Origin of the sequence: Pseudomonas sp. 22072 (assembly GCF_052046095.1) — a bacterium.
Classification (GTDB): domain Bacteria; phylum Pseudomonadota; class Gammaproteobacteria; order Pseudomonadales; family Pseudomonadaceae; genus Aquipseudomonas; species Aquipseudomonas paracarnis.
The window spans coordinates 47,671-59,872 of sequence record NZ_JBQEQE010000010.1 but is presented as its reverse complement, the minus strand read 5'-3'; the positions used below and the strand labels follow the sequence as shown (position 1 = coordinate 59,872).

15 protein-coding genes are annotated in these 12,202 nt (G+C 58.6%); 6 read left to right on the top strand and 9 right to left on the bottom strand.

Annotation, left to right across the window (positions count from 1 at the left end; all coding sequences use genetic code 11):
• Window positions 1-310: 310 nt before the first annotated feature.
• Window positions 311-625: a hypothetical protein gene (locus ACTJLA_RS12800; RefSeq protein WP_019820908.1), complete on the top strand. Its 315-nt coding sequence runs from the start codon at window positions 311-313 to the stop codon at window positions 623-625.
• A gap of 289 nt (window positions 626-914) precedes the next feature.
• Window positions 915-1,127 (top strand): cold-shock protein, encoded by a 213-nt coding sequence (locus tag ACTJLA_RS12795; protein WP_003234260.1) that lies wholly within the window; start codon window positions 915-917, stop codon window positions 1,125-1,127.
• Between the two features lie 67 nt (window positions 1,128-1,194).
• Here the strand turns inward: ACTJLA_RS12795 and ACTJLA_RS12790 are convergent, their stop codons facing one another.
• Both ACTJLA_RS12790 and ACTJLA_RS12785 read right to left on the bottom strand, forming a co-directional pair.
• Window positions 1,195-1,515 (bottom strand): I78 family peptidase inhibitor, encoded by a 321-nt coding sequence (locus ACTJLA_RS12790; protein WP_054898318.1) that lies wholly within the window; start codon window positions 1,513-1,515, stop codon window positions 1,195-1,197.
• Window positions 1,516-1,659: 144 nt separating this feature from the next.
• The gene (locus tag ACTJLA_RS12785) at window positions 1,660-1,965 is read right to left on the bottom strand and encodes a hypothetical protein (RefSeq protein ID WP_034128280.1); all 306 of its coding nucleotides are present in this window, start codon (window positions 1,963-1,965) and stop codon (window positions 1,660-1,662) included.
• Window positions 1,966-2,122: 157 nt separating this feature from the next.
• Between ACTJLA_RS12785 and ACTJLA_RS12780 the strand changes: the two genes are divergently transcribed.
• Window positions 2,123-2,329: a hypothetical protein gene (locus tag ACTJLA_RS12780; protein WP_003192496.1), complete on the top strand. Its 207-nt coding sequence runs from the start codon at window positions 2,123-2,125 to the stop codon at window positions 2,327-2,329.
• A 29-nt stretch (window positions 2,330-2,358) separates the two neighbouring features.
• Here the strand turns inward: ACTJLA_RS12780 and ACTJLA_RS12775 are convergent, their stop codons facing one another.
• Genes ACTJLA_RS12775 through ACTJLA_RS12745 form a run of 7 tightly spaced genes read right to left on the bottom strand, consistent with a single transcriptional unit; the run spans window position 2,359 to window position 9,327 of the window.
• Complete coding sequence (locus ACTJLA_RS12775; RefSeq protein ID WP_034128235.1) at window positions 2,359-3,387, bottom strand: nucleoside hydrolase; 1,029 nt, start codon at window positions 3,385-3,387, stop codon at window positions 2,359-2,361.
• Window positions 3,388-3,414: 27 nt separating this feature from the next.
• A complete protein-coding gene (gene rbsD / locus ACTJLA_RS12770; protein ID WP_034128236.1) occupies window positions 3,415-3,819 on the bottom strand; it encodes a D-ribose pyranase in 405 nt (134 codons plus the stop codon).
• Complete coding sequence (gene rbsK, locus ACTJLA_RS12765; RefSeq protein ID WP_054922656.1) at window positions 3,816-4,733, bottom strand: ribokinase; 918 nt, start codon at window positions 4,731-4,733, stop codon at window positions 3,816-3,818. Before rbsK ends, rbsD begins: the two co-directional genes overlap by 4 nt.
• 23 nt (window positions 4,734-4,756) lie before the next feature.
• The gene (locus ACTJLA_RS12760) at window positions 4,757-5,779 is read right to left on the bottom strand and encodes a LacI family DNA-binding transcriptional regulator (protein ID WP_054922657.1); all 1,023 of its coding nucleotides are present in this window, start codon (window positions 5,777-5,779) and stop codon (window positions 4,757-4,759) included.
• A gap of 3 nt (window positions 5,780-5,782) precedes the next feature.
• Entirely contained in the window at window positions 5,783-6,760 is a 978-nt protein-coding gene (locus ACTJLA_RS12755; RefSeq protein WP_054898321.1) for an ABC transporter permease, read from the bottom strand.
• The gene (locus tag ACTJLA_RS12750) at window positions 6,757-8,310 is read right to left on the bottom strand and encodes a sugar ABC transporter ATP-binding protein (RefSeq protein ID WP_054898322.1); all 1,554 of its coding nucleotides are present in this window, start codon (window positions 8,308-8,310) and stop codon (window positions 6,757-6,759) included. The genes ACTJLA_RS12755 and ACTJLA_RS12750 overlap by 4 nt, the downstream gene beginning before the upstream one ends.
• Before the next feature lie 57 nt (window positions 8,311-8,367).
• The gene (locus ACTJLA_RS12745) at window positions 8,368-9,327 is read right to left on the bottom strand and encodes a sugar ABC transporter substrate-binding protein (protein WP_003192504.1); all 960 of its coding nucleotides are present in this window, start codon (window positions 9,325-9,327) and stop codon (window positions 8,368-8,370) included.
• Between the two features lie 564 nt (window positions 9,328-9,891).
• Between ACTJLA_RS12745 and ACTJLA_RS12740 the strand changes: the two genes are divergently transcribed.
• From ACTJLA_RS12740 to ACTJLA_RS12730, 3 genes are all read left to right on the top strand, one after another.
• Entirely contained in the window at window positions 9,892-10,980 is a 1,089-nt protein-coding gene (locus ACTJLA_RS12740) for an asparaginase (RefSeq protein ID WP_034128241.1), read from the top strand.
• A 263-nt stretch (window positions 10,981-11,243) separates the two neighbouring features.
• A complete protein-coding gene (locus tag ACTJLA_RS12735; RefSeq protein ID WP_034128242.1) occupies window positions 11,244-11,495 on the top strand; it encodes a DUF1654 domain-containing protein in 252 nt (83 codons plus the stop codon).
• Window positions 11,496-11,497: 2 nt separating this feature from the next.
• Window positions 11,498-12,187 carry an endonuclease gene (locus ACTJLA_RS12730; RefSeq protein WP_052199994.1) on the top strand — a complete coding sequence of 230 codons (690 nt, stop codon included), beginning with the start codon at window positions 11,498-11,500 and terminating at the stop codon, window positions 12,185-12,187.
• The last annotated feature ends 15 nt before the right edge of the window (window positions 12,188-12,202 follow it).

The following is a 12,202-nucleotide window of genomic DNA, read 5'->3' as shown; positions in this document are numbered from 1 at the left end:
GCCAGTACAAGATCCAACACCAGGCCGCTCAATAATGAACGCCTGCCTTACAGCGGCAGGAGCCTTTCGGCCAACCGATAATCGAACCAGAGTGACTGGAGTGAACAAAAAGAACCTGGCAAGGCGGCAAATGGCGCGCCCGGAAATAGCCAGGCAAGGATGCTAGCACAGATGAACGGTCATCGCGTTGGTCAAGCGCTGGGTAAAGAGCAATTCATGGCTTTACAGTTGCAAAAGTGAACTTGAGCTGTACGCAGGGCCTCAAAGCCACTGAGAATCGCCGTTCGTCCTCGACCCAAAGGAGCATCCCATGATGCGTTTTACCTCTACCCTCGCTGTCGCCGCTACCCTGAGCCTCCTTTCCCTCGGCGCGCAGGCTGCAGCCCCTTCCAACTGGCCAGCTGGCGCCCGTGACGCCTTCGTCAACGACTGCAGTGCCGCAGCCAGCCAGAACGTGGACGTCAAAACTGCCAAAGCCCACTGTGAATGTGGCGCTGACAAGATCAATGCCGAATTGAGCACTGCCGAGATCAAGGAATTGATGACCAACCAGAACGCCAGCCCGGAGCTTAAAAACAAAGCAGTCGCGGCTATTTCGTCCTGCAAAGTGGTGAAGAAAAAGTAAGATTGGCTGACGATTCGACGGTCATTTCGCTGAAAAAACAGCCTGAAAACTGCCATTTCACACAAATTATGCAGGTTTTACGGCTTTTTTTAACAGCTGATATTTCGTCGCAAAGCCCCGTGAATCGGGGCTTTCAGCCAAAAAATGAATCAAACGCAAAGCGATTGATTAGCAAACAGTGCCTTGGGGGGGCTCCCAAGCCGAACATTTCGACTATGATAGCCCTGTGTGCCCAGTTGGCCTGAGCAGCACAGCACTACTGAAAATATATGTTTCTTGGAGATACACCATGTCTAATCGCCAAACCGGCACCGTTAAATGGTTCAACGATGAAAAAGGCTTCGGCTTCATCACTCCTCAAGGTGGCGGTGACGACCTGTTCGTACACTTCAAAGCTATCGAAAGCGACGGTTTCAAAAGCCTGAAAGAAGGCCAAACCGTTTCCTTCGTGGCTGAGAAAGGCCAAAAGGGTATGCAAGCTGCACAGGTTCGCGGCGAGTAATTCTCCGCTGAGCTAAAAAGACCCCGTCCATGTGACGGGGTTTTTTATGGGCGATGCAAAAGCCGTATCAGCCGCAGTTAACCCGGTTGATCACCAGATTGTCGTCGGTGTTCAGGTTCAGGCGGTCGGAGCGATACTCCAGCGTGACCATGTCGTTGGGCTTGAGGATGCGTGCATTCTGCGCGCCAGCCCGCGTACGTGCTTGCTCCAGCAACTGGGGCGAGGCTTTCTGGCCGATGGCGAACTCTGCGGCCTTCGACTCACAGCGGCTATGACCGGCATCGGTCACAGTGGCAGCTTTGCCTGGCTCAGAGGCACCCGGGGTACTGCAACCCGCCAACGCGAGCGCAGCCAACAAAGTACCGAATGATGCGAGCTTCCAAGGCATGAAGCCTCCTATGATAAAAAGTGGACAGAGATCGTGCGACAGCATTCAAAGCGATTGGTTTCAAGACGTTAACCGCCTGTGGGCAAGTCTGCCTGAGTCGCAGCCTGCAATCGCTTGGTGAATCGTGACTAGATATGAACGTATTCAGTAGATATCGATGTAGTCCGACGAAGGAGTAGGCCAATTCTGCTTCAGCGCGTTGAAAATCTGCATGACCCAGACTTCATCGCTGGCCGCCACGTTGCCGACATAGCCGGAACCTTTGGCCCAGGTCTCCAGGCGAAACACCAGGCCAGCGATATCAGCCCCACCGACTACGCCGGAAGAAATGTAGGCGATGCCTTCTTTGGTTACCCGCAACTGGGTATGTTCGTCGTCACTGGCGCTGCCAAGCAATTGGCGCACGGCGTCCAGCGTCAGGTTGTCGGGCTTGCTCAAATCGATTTGCACGCGGTGTTTCCCGGCCATTTAACAGGCCAACAGTGTCGCACAGCCGCCGCTTCATGCCTAAGTAGCAGTGCCAAATGCCGTACAAAATGCTTAACTGCGCCCCTCTGGAACGGCGTTCCAGTGCATTGCCCCCGCATTTTTAGCCCGTGAGATTTCCATGACCACCGTAACGCTTCAAGCCGACATCAAAGCCAAGTGGCCCCAAGGGCAAAGTTCCTACAGCCCCGGAAGCCCGGAAGAACTGGCGATCATTGGTATCGACCTGTTAGTCAAGGAACTGGGCACCCAGGCGGCGCAAGCATTCATCGGCCAGATATTCGAGAAATACCCGGCCGACTACATGGGCGCCCAAGAGCGCGAATAGAACAGGGCGACGAGCGCCGCCCCGCTAACTTACTTCAGACGCGCCAGGCGCTCGGTCAGCAGATCGAAGAAGCCCTGGGCGTCGCCATTCTCAACCCAGAACACATTCTTCGGCTGCTTGAGGCCGTCATACCAATCGACAATGGTCTGGCCGAAGGTCGGGCCTTCGCGGCTGTCGACCACCATATTGGCCTCACGACCGCTGAACAGCGAAGGCTTGAGCAGGTACGCCACCACGGTAGCGTCATGGACCGGGCCACCCGGAATGCCGTAGTGCTCCATATCGCCTTTGACGTACTCATTCAGAATACTGCTGACGACTTTGCTCGCGTTGTTGTTCAGGTCCGCAATCTTCTTCAGGCGGGCGTCGCTGGTGAGGACTTTATGGGTCACGTCCAACGGCAGGTAGGTCAACTTCACACCGCTTTTGAGCACGATCTCCGCCGCCACCGGATCGGCAAACAGGTTGAACTCGGCCACTGGGGTGATATTGCCGCCGTTGAAGTGGGCGCCGCCCATCACGACCACTTCCTTGATGCCCTGGGTGATTTCGGGCGCTTGAGTCAGCGCCAGTGCCAGGTTGGTCTGCGGGCCGAGCATGGCGATGGTGATGCTGTGCGGCTTGGCGCTGCTCAGGGTCTTGATCAGGTAGTCGACTGCATTGCCTTCGGCCAGGCCTTTTTTCGGTTCATGCACCGTGACGCCCGAGATGCCTTCCTTGCCATGGATATTCTCGGCGTAGATCGGTTTGCGCAACAACGGCGCTGGCGCACCTGCGTACACCGGGATGTCCTCGCGCCCTGCCCACTCGCGCGCCAGGCGCGCGTTGCGGGAGGTCTTGTCCAGGCGCACATTGCCGGCGACGGTGGTCAGCGCACGAATGCTCAACTCCTCCGGCGAGGCCATGGCGAACAGCAAGGCCACCACGTCATCGGCACCCGGGTCGGTATCGATGATCAGGTCGATTTTTTCCGCCGCTTGGGCGCTTGCAGCAGTGAGCGCGGACAAAAGCAGAACACTCCGGAACAGGTTTTTCAGGGTAGGTAGACCACGTTGCATAAAGCACTCCTTGTCATAGGGGGGACGCTAGAACGTTACGCCGGACACCAGCGCGATATTGCAGTACGGCTGGCACTCGCCAGTGCGCACCACAGCGCGGGCATTGCGGCTCAATTGCTTGAATTGGTCATGGCTGAGCAGGCGTCGCTCGCCCAGTGCAGCCTGCTCTGTGAGCGTATTTAGCGCGGTCAGCGCGGGCGGTTGCTTCAGCAGGATCTCTTCTGCCAGAACATGGCTTTCCACCTGCATTTCGCTAAGCACGATGCGCAAGGTGCTGATGAAGTCCGGGATGCCCTGGGTCAGTGCCAGGTCGATCAATTCGACGCCGGGAGGTACCGGCAGGCCGGCATCGCCGATGACCAGAATGTCACCGTGGCCCAGGGACGCGATCACGCGCGACAGGGCGATATTCAGCAAAGGTGTCTTTTTCATGCGGGCACAAAACCTTGTACGTCGTGCAGCGTAGGAATGGAAGGCTGAGCGCCGGCGCGGGTCACTGACAACGCCGCCGCCACTTGGCCAAAACGGATCGCCTCGGCTTCGCTCTGGCCCGCGGCCAGCGCGGCGGCAAAGCCACCGACAAAGGTATCGCCAGCAGCGGTGGTATCCACCGCCTTGACCTTCGGCGCCACCAGGTGCTCAAAGCTCTTGCCGTCGGCAAACAGCGCGCCCTGGGCGCCCAGGGTGATGATGACCTTGCCAGCACCCGCCTGGATCAGCGCGGTCGCGGCGACCTTGGCACTGTCGAGGGAGTCGACCGCTACGCCGCTGAGAGCGCTGGCCTCGCTTTCATTGGGGATCAGATAATCGATCGAGGCATACCAGTCAGCGGGCAATGGTCCGCTTGCCGGGGCCGGGTTGAGGATGACGGTCTTGCCCAGTTCGCGACCCCGCTTGAGCGCATACCCAACGGTCTCCATCGGCACCTCAAGCTGGCAGATGATCACGTCTGCCGCCTGCAGCACAGCGTCGCACGTTCGCAGCGACGCAGGCGTCAGCTCACCGTTGCTGCCGGCCACAATGACAATGGCGTTCTGGCTGCTGTCATCGACCACGATCAACGCCACACCGCTGGAGCCATCCACCGTGCTGACGGCCTGGCAGTCGATCCCTTCCACCAGCAGCGCATCGCGCAATTGGCTGCCATAGGCGTCGGTACCGATGCACCCCACCATGGCGACACTCGCCCCCAGGCGTGCCGAGGCGACGGCCTGGTTGGCGCCCTTGCCACCGGGCACAGTGGAAAATGTCTGGCCGATCAGGGTTTCACCGGCACGCGGCAAGCGACTGGCGCGGGTGACCAGGTCCATGTTCAAGCTGCCTATTACCACTACTTTTGCTGGCATACATCAGTACTCATCAATTCGGTTCAGCGGTATTGGGCGAACACATCAGCCAATGGCGCGGTCGACTCACGCAAAACAATACTGGGCGTCACGATACGTTGATCGATCGGCAGTTGGGGGGTTGCTATTCGTTGCAGTAATAATTCGGCCGCAGTCTCGCCCAATTGCAGGATCGACTGGCCAACCGTCGTCAGCGCCGGGTAGACGTAGCGCCCCATCTGGATGTCATCGAAACCGATGACCGACAGCTCGCCCGGCACCCGCACATTGCGCTCGGCGGCGGCGCGCAGCACGCCAAAACCAATCATATCGTTGCTGGCGAAAATCGCGCTGGGCGGGTGTTGCGATAATAACTGTACGGCTGCGGCATACCCGCCCGTGCTGGTGAAATCGCTTTCCAGGGTACGACTGGACAACACCTCGATGCCCGCCTCGCGCAATGCACGCTGGTACCCGGCCAGGCGCATCTGCGCCACGCGGGTATGCCCAGGGCCGCCGATACAGGCGATGTCCCGGTGCCCCAACTCCAGCAAGTGCCGGGTCGCCAGGTAAGCGCCCTCTTCGTGATCGATGCGCACCAGGTCCACATCAATCCCATCCAGCGCCCGGTCGACAATCACCATCGGCGTGCGCACTGCACTCAAGCCTGCGGCAAGGCCACTGTCATCACCGCCCACGGATGTCACGATCAAGCCGTCGACGCGTTTTTCCAGCAACACGCGCAAATAACTGCGCTGTTTCTCTGCGTCGTCATCCGAGTTGCAGAGGATCACGCAATAGCCATTACGCTCGCAGTAATCCTCGATACCCCGAGCCAGCTCGGCAAAATACGGGTTGAGGCTGTTGGGCACCAGCAGCCCGATGGTGGCCGTGGTCTTGGCCTTGAGCGAGCGTGCCACGGCACTGGGCACGTAGTCCAACTGCTTGATCGCCGCCTCGACCTTGATGCGTACCGGCTCGCTGACTGGGCGCGTCTTGTTCACCACATGGGACACGGTGGTGTAGGAAATACCTGCAAGCGCTGCCACATCCTTGATCGTTGCCATGGTTCAGCCCCGCCGACTGGCGCGCTGGCTGCGATAAGTATCGAGGACCACGGCAATCACGATCACGGCACCGGTAATGATGCGTTTAGTCGGTTCCGTCGCGCCGATCTGCGCCAGCCCGGCGGCCAGGACCGAAATAATCAACACCCCGAAGAACGTACTGATGACCGAGCCACGCCCGCCCATCAGGCTGGTGCCACCGATCACTACGGCGGCGATCACTTGCAGCTCCAGGCCCGAACCGGCATTCGGGTCCGCCGCTTCCAGGCGCGAGATCTGGAACAGCGCCGCCACACCAGCCAACAGGCCCATCAGGCTGAACACCAGGACCTTGTAAGGCTTGGGATTGATACCCGCCAGGCGCACCGCTTCTTCGTTGGTGCCGATGCCGATCAGGTAGCGACCGAAGACCGTACGGGTCAGTACCAACTGGGCCGCGATGATCACCAGCAAGGCGATGATGAACGACGGAGAAATACCGAAGGCAATCGGGTTGGACAGCCAGGCAAACGAGTCACCGATATAAGCGGTGCGCGAGCCCGTCATCTGGTAGGCCACGCCGCGGGCCATCTCCAGCACGCCGAGGGATACGATAAATGACGGAATGCGCCAGGCCACCGTGATGGAACCGGTGATGGTGCCGGCCAACGCCGCGCAACCCATGCCCAACAGAGCGGCAGGCAACACGCTCCAGCCCCAGCCCAGGATCGCCACGCTGACTGCCGAGGCCGCCAATGCCAGTACCGATCCCACAGACAGGTCGATGCCGCCAATGATCAGGATGAAGGTCATGCCCACCGCCAGCACCATCAGGTCTGGAATCTGGTTGGCCAGGGTGCTGAAGGTGTCATAGGACAGAAAGTGATCGCTGAGCATCGAGAACAGCGCAATCATCGCCAGCAGGGCACCCGCCAGCCCGAGGTAGGTACCCAGGCCATAGAAGTTGCCGCCAGTTTTACCGGGGGAAATGTTTGTTTTCATGGGGTATTCCTAGGCGCTGCTTCGTTGAGCAGCGCATCACGTTTCTGATAGCCGGCAAAGGCGGCGGCGAGCAATTCGTCCTGGGTCCAGCTGTCACGCTCGAAGGTCTCGATCAGGCGCCCGGCGGACAGCACACCGATGCGGTCACAGATCAGCATCAGCTCACGCAGGTCACTGGACACCACCACCAGCGCTTTGCCCTGGCGGGTCAATTCACCGAGCAAGGCATAGATATCGAACTTGGCACCGACGTCGATACCGCGGGTGGGCTCATCGAACAGCATTACTGCGCAGTCGCGCTCCAGCCAGCGGCCAATCACCACCTTCTGCTGGTTACCACCCGACAGCTCGGACACCAGTTGCGTCGGGCTGGAACTGCGGATTCGCATGGCGTCGATCTGGCGCTTGGCCAGAGCGGTTTCGTTACGGCTGTTGACGACGCCCCCGCCGGAAATTTCCGGCATGTTGCCCAAGGCGATGTTGGCGCTGATGGACTGGGTCAGCAGCAGGCCTTCGCCCTTGCGGTCTTCGGTGATCAGGGCAATACCATGACCGACCGCGTCGACCGGCGAGCGAATGCTCACCACCTTGGCCGGCGAACCCAAGGCCACGGTGCCGCTATCGGCCGGGTCGGCGCCGAAAATCAGGCGCAGCAATTCGGTGCGACCGGCGCCGATCAGGCCGGAAATGCCAAAGATTTCACCGGCGCGCACTTCAAAGGACACATCGCGGACCTTGTCCGAACGGGTCAGGCCCGTCACGGTCAAGGCCGGACCTCCGATGGTGCGCGGGCCCAAATCGATGTGTTCACCCAGTTCGCGACCGACCATCAAGGTCACCAACTGCTCACTGTTGTAATTGGCCATCGGCTCGACGCAGACCAGCTTGCCGTCGCGCAATACCGCAATGCGCTGGGCGACACGGGCCAACTCTTCGAGCCGGTGCGAAATATAAATGATCGCCACGCCTCGAGCCTGCAGGCGCGTGATTTGTTCAAACAGCATCTCGACTTCACGAGCAGTAAGCATCGCCGTGGGCTCGTCGAGGATCAATACATGGCAGTCGCCGATCAGGTTACGAGCGATCTCGACCATTTGCTGGTGACCAATGCCCAGGCTGCCTACCAGTGTGTCCGGGTCGATCGCGTCCAGGCCGACTTGGGCCATGGCTTCGATCGCGGCTTTGCGCAATTGTTTGCGGCTGATCCAACCACAGCGGCTCGGCAGGTTATCCAGGAACAGGTTTTCAGCCACGGTCAGCGTCGGCAGCAGGTTGAGTTCCTGCATGACCATGCGCACGCCCAAGGCTTCGGCCTGGGTGCGGCTGGCGGGGCGATAATCCTGACCGTTGAATTGCATGTGCCCGGTGGTGGGCGTGACCAGGCCGCCGATGATCTTCGACAAGGTACTTTTGCCTGCGCCGTTCTCACCGGTCAGCGCCAACACTTCCCCGCGATTGAGCGTCAGGGTGATGTCGGACAGAACCGGTTGGGCATAGGTCTTACCGATACCGCTGACCGAGAGGACAGCGTTCGGGGCGGAAGATGACATAGGAAAATCTCCAGGCGCCCGCTCAGGACGAGCGGGCGCTGTTGGGTACTGCCAGGATTACTGCTTGATGACGAGTTCGACCGGGGTTTCGATCACGCCATCTTTGGCATCGACTTTCTCACCCTTGACCAGCTTCAGCGCGTTCTGGATACCGAACACGGCTTGCTGGGCGGCGGCCTGGTCAGCGGTGGCCAACACGCGGCCGTCCTTGAGCATTGGCTTGATCGCGTCAATGTTGTCGTAACCTACCACCAACACCTTGCCGGCCTTGCCTGCCGCACGCACGGCGGAAACAGCGCCCAGGGCCATGTTGTCGTTACCGGCCAACAGCGCCTTGATATCCGGCGTTTCGCTCAGCATCGCTGCCGCGATTTTGTTGCCTTGGTCGATTTCCCAGTTACCGGATTGGGTGGAAACAATCTTCATGCCTGCCGCGTCCATCGCATCCTTGAAGCCTGCGGTGCGCTGCTGGGCATTGGTGGTAGTGGGTACGCCCTCGATGATGCCGACCTTGTCACCGGCGGCCAGTTGCTTGGCCAGGTAGTCGCCCACCAGCTTGGAGCCTTTGCGGTTATCCGGGCCTACAAACGGAATATCGAGGTTTTTGCTTTTGAGTACTTCCGGGTCCAGGCGATTGTCGATGTTGACCACCTTGATACCGGCATCGGAAGCCTTTTTCAGCACACTGGCGAGTGCCTTGGAGTCGGCGGGAGCAATGACAAGCGCATCAACCTTGGCGTTGATCATTTCGTTGACAATGGCGATCTGCGCGCTGGTATCGGTTTCGTTCTTGATGCCGTTGGAGATCAACTTGAATTCTGTTGGGTGCGCTTTCTGGTAATCCTTCGCACCGTCGGTCATGGTGACGAAAAACTCATTGGCAAGGGACTTCATGACCAAACCCACGGTAGGCGTTTTGGCAGCGTCATCGGCAAATGCAGAAGAGAGAGGCAAAGCGGCGGATGCGGCAGCAAGCACAGCAACAGCAAGAAGACGTCCAGCAAATGGCAGCTTCATGGGTTCACTCCGATCTTATGATTATTGTGAGCAACGCTTGCACCGAAGAGCCCTTCGGCAGCCCTCCCACCTGGGCGGCTGATACGAGCTGTCACGATGCGCCAAGGGCGCAGTGAAACATCTCGCAAACGTTTGCGTTGAGCAAACTATGAGAACCTTGTCGAGATTTGTCAACGGTAGCAGCAAGCCTTTCATTGGCGCCCTCCAAGCTCTCCCTTGAGCCACCGACCGCTGATACGTTTAAGCCAGCTCGCCGTTTCTGCCGTTCGCTGAAACGACAGACTGCACTGCGAATGATCGACCACAGCGCTCGGACATATCGTGATCGCTTTCGGACAACCGAACACCACAACCCTTCGCGTTCGGAAAGCCGGACAGCGCCAAGCCCCATGAAACTAAAATCTTAGGTTAAGTTGTTTTAAATCAATAAGTTAATTTATAAAAACCAACATGCTCAGTCTGGTACAAATCCTGCTCTTTCTCAGCACCTCGCGGCGTTCAGAACCGCCCGGGTGTTCTAGATGAACCTGCTACAGCACTCATCAAAAACCAGAGAGAAAAATAATGAAATCTGCATTGAAGAACGTCATTCCGGGCGCCCTGGCCCTTCTGCTGCTGTTCCCCGTTGCCGCCCAGGCAAAGGAAGTCGAAAGCAAGACCAAACTGTCCAACGTAGTCATCCTCGCCACCGGCGGTACCATCGCTGGCGCCGGCGCCAGTGCGGCCAACAGTGCCACCTACCAGGCGGCCAAGGTCGGCATCGAACAACTGATCGCCGGCGTTCCTGAGCTTAGCCAGATCGCCAATGTTCGCGGCGAACAAGTGATGCAAATTGCGTCGGAAAGCATCAATAACGAAAACCTTCTGCAACTGGGTCGCCGTGTCGCCGAATTGGCCGACAGCAAGGACGTCGACGGCATCGTGATCACCCACGGCACCGACACCCTTGAAGAAACCGCCTACTTCCTGAACCTGGTGGAAAAAACCGACAAGCCTATCGTGGTGGTCGGTTCCATGCGCCCAGGCACCGCGATGTCGGCGGACGGCATGCTCAACCTTTACAACGCCGTTGCGGTCGCGGGCAGCAAGGATGCACGGGGCAAAGGCGTGCTGGTGACCATGAACGACGAGATCCAATCTGGCCGCGACGTCAGCAAAATGATCAACATCAAGACCGAAGCGTTCAAGAGCCCATGGGGCCCGCTGGGCATGGTCGTCGAGGGTAAATCCTACTGGTTCCGCCTGCCGGCCAAGCGTCACACCATGGATTCTGAGTTCGACATCAAGACCATCAAAAGCCTGCCTGACGTTGAAATTGCCTACGGCTATGGCAACGTGAGCGACACTGCCTACAAGGCATTGGCCCAAGCGGGCGCCAAAGCGATCATTCACGCCGGTACCGGTAATGGGTCAGTATCGTCCAAGGTCGTTCCAGCGCTGGTGGAATTGCGTAAACAAGGCGTGCAGATCATTCGCTCTTCCCACGTCAACGCCGGTGGCATGGTTCTGCGTAACGCCGAACAGCCAGACGACAAATACGACTGGGTCGCCGCCCTTGACCTGAACCCGCAGAAAGCCCGCATCCTGGCGATGGTCGCCCTGACCAAGACCCAGGACAGCAAGGAACTGCAACGGATCTTCTGGGAATACTGATCCCTGCTGATTCATCTGTAGAAAGATGCTTTTGTGGCGAGGGAGCTTGCTCCCGCTGGGCTGCGAAGCGGCCCAAAATACTTGCGNGCGGGCGCTACGCACCCGAGCGGGAGCAAGCTCCCTCGCCACATTCAGCCCCTCTCCCCCCGAACCTCAACAAACTCCCTGATTCGCTGTCAGACGAACTTCTTGAAATTTAAGCAGTTGCGAAATTGCCTACAGTTAAATACTGTATGTGCGTACAGCCAATTAAGGAATGCTCTGTGGCAAAGCCCTCTTCCGCAGCACCTGCAGCGCCTGACGCCTATCAGCGCCTGGCTATCCGCGTGCAAAAAATCATCAATTCGACCAACGCGCAGAAAGCCAAGGCGGCGTTGATCTTCCGTTTACCCGAGGAACCGGAGAACGATTGGCAACGTTTACTGGAAGAGATTGCAGAGAATGACAACGTCACCCTCGCCTATCGGGACGACGGTGGCGTGCAGATTTTTTGGGTTGTACCGAAGGAAGATTGATTGTGAGTGCCCGTTTTATTGCTGTGTGCTGTCTGTTTTTAACCTTCACTGCCAACGCCCAAGCCCCTCGCACCTTCAGCGAAGCCAAGAAGATCGCCTGGAAGCTCTACGCGCCGCAATCCACCGAATTTTATTGCGGCTGCAAATACACCGGTAACCGGGTGAACCTGAAAGCCTGCGGTTACATCCCCCGCAAAAACGCCAACCGCGCTGCACGCATTGAGTGGGAACACATCGTGCCGGCCTGGCAAATCGGACATCAGCGCCAATGCTGGCAAAATGGCGGGCGAAAAAACTGCACGCGCCATGATGAGGTGTTCAAGCGCGCCGAGGCAGACCTGCACAACCTGGTGCCGAGCATCGGCGAAGTGAATGGTGACCGTAACAACTTCAGTTTTGGCTGGCTGCCGGTGCAAAGCGGGCAGTACGGCTCATGCCTGACCCAGGTGGACTTCAAGGCGAAGAAAGTCATGCCGCGCCCGTCCATTCGCGGGATGATCGCACGCACGTATTTTTATATGAGCAAGCAGTATGGCCTGCGCCTGTCGAAGCAGGACCGGCAATTGTATGAAGCCTGGAACAAGACCTATCCGGTGCAAACCTGGGAGCGCCAGCGCAACCAGACAGTGGCGTGCGTGATGGGACGTGGTAATGAATTCGTCGGCCCGGTCAACCTCAAGGCCTGCGGCTGACTGTGGGCGGGGTGC

Coding starts and splice junctions, on each gene's coding strand:
- ACTJLA_RS12755 (WP_054898321.1), bottom strand. CDS start 6,760: ATGAAAACAAACATTTCCCCCGGTAAAACTGGCGGCAACTTCTATGGC.
- ACTJLA_RS12740 (WP_034128241.1), top strand. CDS start 9,892: ATGAAATCTGCATTGAAGAACGTCATTCCGGGCGCCCTGGCCCTTCTG.
- ACTJLA_RS12745 (WP_003192504.1), bottom strand. CDS start 9,327: ATGAAGCTGCCATTTGCTGGACGTCTTCTTGCTGTTGCTGTGCTTGCT.
- rbsK (WP_054922656.1), bottom strand. CDS start 4,733: ATGCCAGCAAAAGTAGTGGTAATAGGCAGCTTGAACATGGACCTGGTC.
- rbsD (WP_034128236.1), bottom strand. CDS start 3,819: ATGAAAAAGACACCTTTGCTGAATATCGCCCTGTCGCGCGTGATCGCG.
- ACTJLA_RS12760 (WP_054922657.1), bottom strand. CDS start 5,779: ATGGCAACGATCAAGGATGTGGCAGCGCTTGCAGGTATTTCCTACACC.
- ACTJLA_RS12780 (WP_003192496.1), top strand. CDS start 2,123: ATGACCACCGTAACGCTTCAAGCCGACATCAAAGCCAAGTGGCCCCAA.
- ACTJLA_RS12795 (WP_003234260.1), top strand. CDS start 915: ATGTCTAATCGCCAAACCGGCACCGTTAAATGGTTCAACGATGAAAAA.
- ACTJLA_RS12800 (WP_019820908.1), top strand. CDS start 311: ATGATGCGTTTTACCTCTACCCTCGCTGTCGCCGCTACCCTGAGCCTC.
- ACTJLA_RS12790 (WP_054898318.1), bottom strand. CDS start 1,515: ATGCCTTGGAAGCTCGCATCATTCGGTACTTTGTTGGCTGCGCTCGCG.
- ACTJLA_RS12775 (WP_034128235.1), bottom strand. CDS start 3,387: ATGCAACGTGGTCTACCTACCCTGAAAAACCTGTTCCGGAGTGTTCTG.
- ACTJLA_RS12750 (WP_054898322.1), bottom strand. CDS start 8,310: ATGTCATCTTCCGCCCCGAACGCTGTCCTCTCGGTCAGCGGTATCGGT.